Raw genomic sequence first — 6889 nt, 5'->3', positions numbered from 1 at the left:
AACCCCCCCCCCCCCCCACCCCCCAGCTCCCTGGGTGGGGGGGGTTGTTTTTTTTTAAACCCCCCCCCCAAAACCCCCCCCTCGCGCCGCGCGGGCCCGGGGCCCGGGGGGGGCCCGGGGGCCCAACTGGCCGAAGCCCAGGCTTACTTGTCCGCCTCGCCCTTGCCGGAGGCGACCGGCTTGCGCAGCGCGATGTTCAGCTCGCGAAGGCGCGACTCCTCCAGCTCGGAGGGGGCGCCCATCATCAGGTCCTGCGCGTTGCCGTTCAGCGGGAACGCGATGGTCTCGCGGATGTTCGGCTCGTCCGCGAGCAGCATCACGATGCGGTCGACGCCGGGGGCGATGCCGCCGTGCGGCGGGGCGCCGAGGCGGAAGGCGCGGAGCATGCCCGCGAACTCCTGCTCGACCGTCTCGCGCTCGTAGCCCGCGATCTCGAAGGCCTTCAGCATGACATCGGGCTCGTGGTTGCGGATGGCGCCGGAGGACAGCTCGATGCCGTTGCAGACGATGTCGTACTGCCAGGCGAGGATGTCGAGGGGGTCCTTCTCCTCCAGGTCCTTCATGCCGCCCTGGGGCATCGAGAAGGGGTTGTGGGAGAAGTCGATCTTGCCGGTGTCCTCGTCCTTCTCGTACATCGGGAAGTCGACGATCCAGCAGAAGCGGAAGACGCCCTCTTCGAAGTGGCCCGCGCGCTTGGCGGCCTCCACGCGGACGGCCGACATGATCTTGGAGACCTCGTCGAACTCACCCGCGCCGAAGAAGACGGCGTAGCCGGGGGCCAGCGAGAGGCGCTTGGTGAGCTCCTCGACGTTCGCCTCCGTCAGGAACTTGGCGATCGGGCCGGTCAGCGAGCCGTCCTCGGCGACGCGCACCCAGGCCAGGCCCTTCGCGCCCTGCTCGACGGCGTAGTCACCGAGGCCGTCGAAGAACTTGCGGGACTGCGACGCCGTGTCCGGGACCGGAAGCGCGCGCACGTGCTTGCCCGCGAAGGCCTTGAACTCGGAGTCCGCGAAGATGTCCGTGATGTCGGTCAGCTCGAGCTGCGCGCGCAGGTCCGGCTTGTCGTTGCCGTACTTCAGCATCGACTCGCGGAACGGGATGCGCGGGAACGGCGAGGTGACGTGCCGGCCGTTGCCGTACTCCTCGAAGATCTCCGTCATCAGCTTCTCGATGGGCTGGAAGACGTCTTCCTGCTCCACGAAGCTCATCTCGACGTCGAGCTGGTAGAACTCGCCCGGCGAGCGGTCGGCGCGCGCGTCCTCGTCGCGGAAGCACGGCGCGATCTGGAAGTAGCGGTCGAAGCCCGAGATCATGAGCAGCTGCTTGAACTGCTGCGGGGCCTGCGGCAGCGCGTAGAACTTGCCCGGGTTCAGGCGGGACGGGACGACGAAGTCGCGGGCGCCCTCGGGGGACGTCGCGGCGAGGATCGGCGTCGCCATCTCGTTGAAGCCGAGGGCGACCATCTTCGAGCGGATCGAGGCGATCACCGAGGAGCGCAGCATGATGTTGCGGTGCATGCGCTCGCGGCGCAGGTCGAGGAAGCGGTACTCCAGGCGCCGCTCCTCGTTCACGCCGTCGTCCGCGTTGACCGTGAAGGGCAGCGGGGCGGCCGTGCCGAGCACCTCGACCTCGGCGGCCTCGATCTCGATCTCGCCGGTGGGCAGCTCCGGGTTCACGTTGTCCGCGCCGCGCGACACGGCCTTGCCGTCGACCCGGACGACCGTCTCCTTGGAGAGCTTGTCCAGGACCTCGGCGGCCTTGGTGCCGGGGCGGGCCACCAGCTGCGTGATGCCGTAGTGATCGCGCAGATCGATGAAGAGGATGCCGCCCAGGTCTCGGCGATTGTGCAGCCAGCCGCTCAGCCGGACGTCGGTGCCGACGTCAGAGGCGCGGAGCTCGCCGCAGGTGTGGGACCTGTACCGATGCATCGTCGTTCATCCAGTCTTCGCGAATAGGGGAGAGAGCAGACAGGCACCAAGGCTACCGTCCGGGCGGAGATCGCTTTCCGGATTACCGCCGGGGGCACTCTCACGAGGCTCCCCGGCACCCCGTCGGTGGCGCCTTCTCCGCTGATCTTCCTAAAGTGGGTCAATGCGCACCGACGATCCCCCGCAGCAGGCGGGGGACAATCCCCTGCCTCCCGTACGGGACGTCCTGACCGCCGTCGCGACCGGTCTGTGGCGCTGGGACAACGCATCCGGGGTCGTCACGCTCGACGCGGAGGCGGCCCGGCTCCTCGGCCTTCCCGCACGCGCGCAGACCCTCACCGAGGCGGGCGTTCGCTCCCGCTTCCACCCCGTCGACTGGAACGAGATCGACGGCATCGTGCAGCTCGCCGTCGCCGAGGGCACCCTCGCCGAGGCCCGCCTGCGGATCATGGACGAGCAGGGGCGGCGGGTCCTTCGCATCGTGCGCAGCCGCTCGAAGCCGATCGTGGACGTGGCCACTCATTCGTACGAGCTGATCGGCACCCTGCAGGAAGTGACCGAGCCCCCGCCGGGCGCCGCCCATCGCACCCCGGTCACCGGGGACTGGCGCCGCTCCCGCGAGGCGTTCCTGCTGGACGCGGGGCGTGCGCTCGCCGAGGCGCGGTCGACGGAGGAGGTGCTCCGGGTCGCCGGCGGGCTCTCGATGCCGGGGTTCTCGCCGGACGGACTCGGGGTCTTCGGGATCGAGGGCGACCGGCTCAAGGTCATCGGGCACCACGGTCACAAGCCGGGTGACGACACGCCCTTCATGGCGATGCCGCTGGACACCGACTATCCGGCCGCGGAGGTGGTCCGCACGGGCCGCGCGGTGTACCTCTCGTCGCCGGAGGAGTACCACGAGCGCTATCCGGCGACCTGGCCGCTGGCACAGCGCTTCGAGCGGCAGTCCTGGGCGTTCCTGCCGCTGACCGTGGCGGGCCGCACGATGGGCGCCTGGCTGGCGGCCTTCGCCTACCCCGTCTCGTTCACGCCGGACGAGCGCTCGGTCCTGACGACGGTGGCCCGGATGCTGGCGCAGGCCCTGTCGCGGGCCGGGGTCGCCGAGTCGGAGCGGGAGCTCACGGAGGGCCTGCAGCGCTCGATGCTGCCGCTGCTCGGGCCGCGGATCCCGGGGATGAGCGTGGCCGCGCGATATGTGCCGACCGGGGGCGGGCTCCAGGTGGGCGGCGACTGGTACGACATGATTCCGCTGCCCAACGGCCGCATCGCGTTCGTCATCGGCGACGTACAGGGCCATGACGTGCGCGCGGCGGGCCTGATGGGGCAGCTGCGGATCGCCGTGCGCGCGTACGCGTCCGAGGGCCACCGCCCCGACGCGGTGCTCTCCCGTGCGACCCGCTTCCTCTCCGGGATCACGGACGGCATCACGGGCGGCTCGAGCGGCGATGCGGGCGGCGACGGGGCCGACCCCCGCTTCGCGACCTGCCTGTACGTGGAGGCCGACCCGGCCACCGGCGTCCTGGAGATGGCCCGCGCGGGCCACCCGGAGCCCGCGATACGGATGGCCGACGGAACGGTCGTGCTGCGCGCCGCCGCGGGCGGTCTGCCGCTCGGCATCGACCCCGACGCGGACTACCCCACGACCCGGCTCGTCCTGGAGGCCGGCGAGACGATGCTGGTCTGCACGGACGGGCTCATCGAGACCGGCGGCCACGATCTGGACAGCGGCTGGACCCGGATCCGCAAGATCCTGGAGGAGTACGACGCCGCGGGCGACGGCGACGGCGGCGACGGCCTCGAAGAGCTCGCCGACACCCTCGTACAGGCCGTGCACGGGCCCTCGTCGCACCACACCACGGGCCGGCTCGCGGACCGCCGCGAGGACGACATAGCGGTCCTGCTGCTGCGCAGGACGGGCCGCCCCGAGCTGCGCACGGCCGCGCGCCGCACCGTCCTGACGGTCGCGCAGGCCGAGCCCGAGCGGATCGCCGGGGCGCGGCAGCACGTCCGGGAGCTGCTTCACGACTGGGCGGACCCCGATCAGGTCGACTCGGCGGTCCTGATGGTCTCCGAGACGGTCACGAACGTCCTGGTGCACACGGACGGCGACGCGCTCCTGGTCGCCGAGGTCACCGGGGAGCCGGGCACGCGCCGCCTGCGCGCGGAGGTCTCCGACAGCAGCGACGACCTGCCCCACAAACGCCACCCCGGCGAACTGGCCTCGTCCGGCCGTGGCCTGGTCCTGATGGAGCTGCTCGCGGACGCGTGGGGGGTGGATCCGCGGGGCGACGGCAAGAGCATCTGGTTCGAGCTGCACGAGGGGAAGGGCAGCCCGTCCGGCGAGGCCTAGTCCGCGCCGGCGTACCGCCCCCGCAGCTCCGAGAGCACCCCGAACGCCGCCGCCGTCACCGGCACGGCGAGCAGCATCCCCAGGATTCCGGCCACCGAGGCGCCCGCGGTGATCGTCAGCATCACCACCGCCGGGTGCATCTGCACCGTCCGCGACTGGATCATCGGCTGCAGCAGATGCCCCTCCAGGACCTGCACCGCGAGCACAAGGCCCAGCACCCACAGAGCGATGAACACTCCCCGGTCGGCCAGCGCGACGAGCACGGCGACGGCCCCGGAGATGAACGCCCCCAGGTAGGGGATGTACGCGCCGATGAAGACGAGCGCCCCAAGGCCCCACGCCCCCGGCACCCGCAGGATCAGCAGCCCCACGGTGATGCAGATGGCGTCGATGAGCGCGATGAAGGTGGTCCCGCGCATAAAGCCCTCGACCGCCTCGAAGGCCCTGCGGCCCATCGCCTCGACGGTGTCCGCCGTCCCCCGCGGCGCGAGCGACCGGATGGCCCCCGTGGCCCGCTCGGAGTCGCGCAGGAAGAAGAAGACGAGCAGCAGCGCGAGCACGGCGATGGCGATCATCTCGCCGACGACGCTCAGCCCGCTGATCACTCCGGACGCGGCGGATCCGCCGAACTTGCCGAGCAGGTCCTTCGCGTTGGACGCCATGTCCTCCAGCGAGGTCCCGGCCGCCCCGAAGTGCTTCGACAGGTCGGCCGCGGCCTGCTTCAGGGAGGCGATGATCTGGTCGCCGGTGTCGATCAGGGCCTTGACCACGATGTACATCGCCCCGCCGACGACGGCGACGACGGCCGCACAGGTCAGCCCTGCGGCCAGCGAGCGCTGCACCTTCATCTTCAGGAGCCACCGGTAGACGGGCCCGAGGAGTGCCGTGCCGAGGAGGGCGAGGAGCACCGGAGTGACGGCCGTCTTGAAGATGATGACGAGCCAGATCGCCACGGCCGCCACGCCGGTGGCGAGCAGCAGCACGACACACCAGGCGGCGATGCGGCGCGCCGGCTCGGGCAGAAGGGAGCTCACCCTCCTACCCGAGCACGGCCGCCGGGGCCCCGCACGTCAGGTACGGCTACACGCCGCGCACGGCGGGCACCTTCGGGGGAACCGCGATCCGCCCCGGCCGTTGTGCCACCCGGCGCGGGCATCGTCGATGAAGCGAAGGGACGAGACGCGACGCGACGAAAGGGAGAGACACGATGCCGCTCTACCTGACGAGGTTCAGCTACACACCGGAGACCTGGGCAAGGCTCACCGGCAACCCCGAGGACCGCTCACAGGCCGCCCGGTCGTACATCGAGTCCGTCGGCGGGAAGCTCCACGGCTTCTGGTACGCCTTCGGAACGCACGACGGCTACAACCTCTGGGAAGCTCCGGACAACGTCTCCATGGCCGCGGTGGCGCTGGCGATCAGCGGAGGCGGCGCGCTCAGTTCGTTCGAGACGACCGTCCTCCTGACCGTCGACGAAACACTGGACGCCCTGCGCAAGGCCGAGCAGATCCAGTACCGGGCTCCCGGCGAGTAGAGACCCGCGCCAGGAGCCCGTCTCTGGGCCTACAGCCCGCCCTCGGACATCCCGTGCACCGCCGGGATCCTCCCCAGGCGGCCCTTCTGGTAGTCGTCGAAGGCCTGCTGCAGTTCCTCGCGGGTGTTCATGACGAACGGCCCGTAGTGCGCCATCGGCTCCCTCAGGGGCTGTCCGCCGAGGAGGACGACCTCCAGGTCCGGATGGTTGGAGTCCTGCTTCTCGTCCGCGCGGACCGTCAGCGAGGAACCCGCTCCGAACACGGCCGTCTGCCCCAGGTGCACGGGCCTGCGCTCCGTTCCGACCGAGCCGCGTCCCGCAAGCACATAGGCGAGACCGTTGAAGTCCGCACGCCAGGGCAGCGTGATCTCCGCGCCGGGACGCAGCGTCGCGTGGACCATCGTGATCGGCGTGTGCGTGATGCCGGGACCCTCGTGGCCGTCGAGCTCGCCCGCGATGACACGGAGCAGCGCGCCGCCGTCGGGTGTGCTCAGGAGCTGCACCTGACCGCCGCGGATGTCCTGATAGCGCGGGTCCTTCATCTTGTCCTTGGCGGGCAGGTTGACCCACAGCTGAAGGCCGTGGAACAGCCCGCCGGACGCGACGAGCGACTCGGGCGGAGTCTCGATGTGCAGGAGGCCGGAGCCCGCCGTCATCCACTGGGTGTCGCCATTGGTGATGGTGCCGCCACCGCCGTTGGAGTCCTGGTGCACGAAGGTTCCGTCAATGATGTACGTGACGGTTTCGAAGCCACGGTGCGGGTGCCAGGGGGTCCCTTTCGGCTCTCCGGCCCCGTAGTCCACCTCGCCCATCTGGTCCATCATGATGAACGGGTCGAGGTACTTGTAGTTGATCCCCGCGAAGGCCCGGCGCACCGGAAAGCCCTCGCCCTCGAAGCCACTGGGGGCGTCGGTCACGGCGAGCACGGGGCGGGCCACGGCATCGCCGGACGCGGCCACGCGGGGCAGGGTCAGCGGGTTCTCGACGGTCACTGCGGGCATGTCGGTGCCTCCTTCTCGTACGCTCAGTTTAGTTGAACGTAGAACTTCTTGCCACTGGGAACGCGAGACGCCCGGA

The 6889-nt window shown here is 70.6% G+C and carries 5 protein-coding genes; 2 read left to right on the top strand and 3 right to left on the bottom strand.

The window, feature by feature from the left end:
- Positions 1–143 precede the first annotated feature (143 nt).
- On the bottom strand, positions 144–1928 hold the full coding sequence (aspS, locus tag ACFWY6_RS23650; protein WP_384693679.1) for an aspartate--tRNA ligase: 1785 nt from the start codon (positions 1926–1928) through the stop codon (positions 144–146).
- Between the two features lie 163 nt (positions 1929–2091).
- Here aspS and ACFWY6_RS23645 point away from each other — a divergent pair, with 163 nt between their 5' ends.
- On the top strand, positions 2092–4278 hold the full coding sequence (locus ACFWY6_RS23645; protein WP_384693677.1) for a SpoIIE family protein phosphatase: 2187 nt from the start codon (positions 2092–2094) through the stop codon (positions 4276–4278).
- On the opposite strand, the gene ACFWY6_RS23640 is transcribed toward ACFWY6_RS23645, so the two are convergent.
- Positions 4275–5312, bottom strand: coding sequence for an AI-2E family transporter (locus ACFWY6_RS23640; RefSeq protein ID WP_384693674.1), 1038 nt, complete (start codon positions 5310–5312; stop codon positions 4275–4277). The genes ACFWY6_RS23645 and ACFWY6_RS23640 overlap by 4 nt on opposite strands.
- A gap of 173 nt (positions 5313–5485) precedes the next feature.
- Between ACFWY6_RS23640 and ACFWY6_RS23635 the strand changes: the two genes are divergently transcribed.
- Positions 5486–5812: a GYD domain-containing protein gene (locus ACFWY6_RS23635; RefSeq protein ID WP_384693671.1), complete on the top strand. Its 327-nt coding sequence runs from the start codon at positions 5486–5488 to the stop codon at positions 5810–5812.
- A 29-nt stretch (positions 5813–5841) separates the two neighbouring features.
- Here ACFWY6_RS23635 and ACFWY6_RS23630 read toward each other — a convergent pair whose 3' ends face one another.
- Positions 5842–6813 (bottom strand): pirin family protein, encoded by a 972-nt coding sequence (locus ACFWY6_RS23630; RefSeq protein ID WP_384693668.1) that lies wholly within the window; start codon positions 6811–6813, stop codon positions 5842–5844.
- Positions 6814–6889 lie beyond the last annotated feature (76 nt).

It is taken from the genome of Streptomyces sp. NPDC059037 (assembly GCF_042740015.1).
Taxonomy (GTDB): Bacteria; Actinomycetota; Actinomycetes; order Streptomycetales; family Streptomycetaceae; genus Streptomyces.
Note: the sequence above shows the minus strand (reverse complement) of the source record. Positions and strands in the feature narration are given on the sequence as shown.